The sequence below is a fragment of the Bradyrhizobium cosmicum genome, from assembly GCF_032290525.1.
Lineage (GTDB): Bacteria > Pseudomonadota > Alphaproteobacteria > Rhizobiales > Xanthobacteraceae > Bradyrhizobium > Bradyrhizobium cosmicum_A.
Window position 1 is genome coordinate 1 of record NZ_JASXTA010000258.1, and the last position, 268, is coordinate 268.

The window sequence follows — 268 nt, forward strand, 5'->3', positions numbered from 1 at the left end:
GGTCGGCCCGAGCGGCTGCGGCAAGTCGACGCTTCTTATGATGATGGCGGGTTTGCGCCAGCAGACCTCCGGCACCATCACCATCAGCGGCGCGCCGATCCCCGAGCCCGATCCGAACCGGGTCGGCGTGGTGTTTCAGGAAGCCAGCCTGTTTCCCTGGCTGACGGCGGAGGAAAATGTCGAGTTTCCGCTGGCGCTGCGCGGCGTCACAAAAAGCGATCGCCGTGCCAGGGCGCAAGACGCGCTGAAGCTGGTTGGACTTGATGGC

Annotated in this window: 1 protein-coding gene; it reads left to right on the plus strand. The window is 65.3% G+C overall.

Annotation, left to right across the window (positions count from 1 at the left end):
• On the plus strand, nucleotides 1–268 hold a 268-nt coding region (locus tag QSV46_RS39880; protein WP_314964114.1), incomplete at both ends, for an ATP-binding cassette domain-containing protein.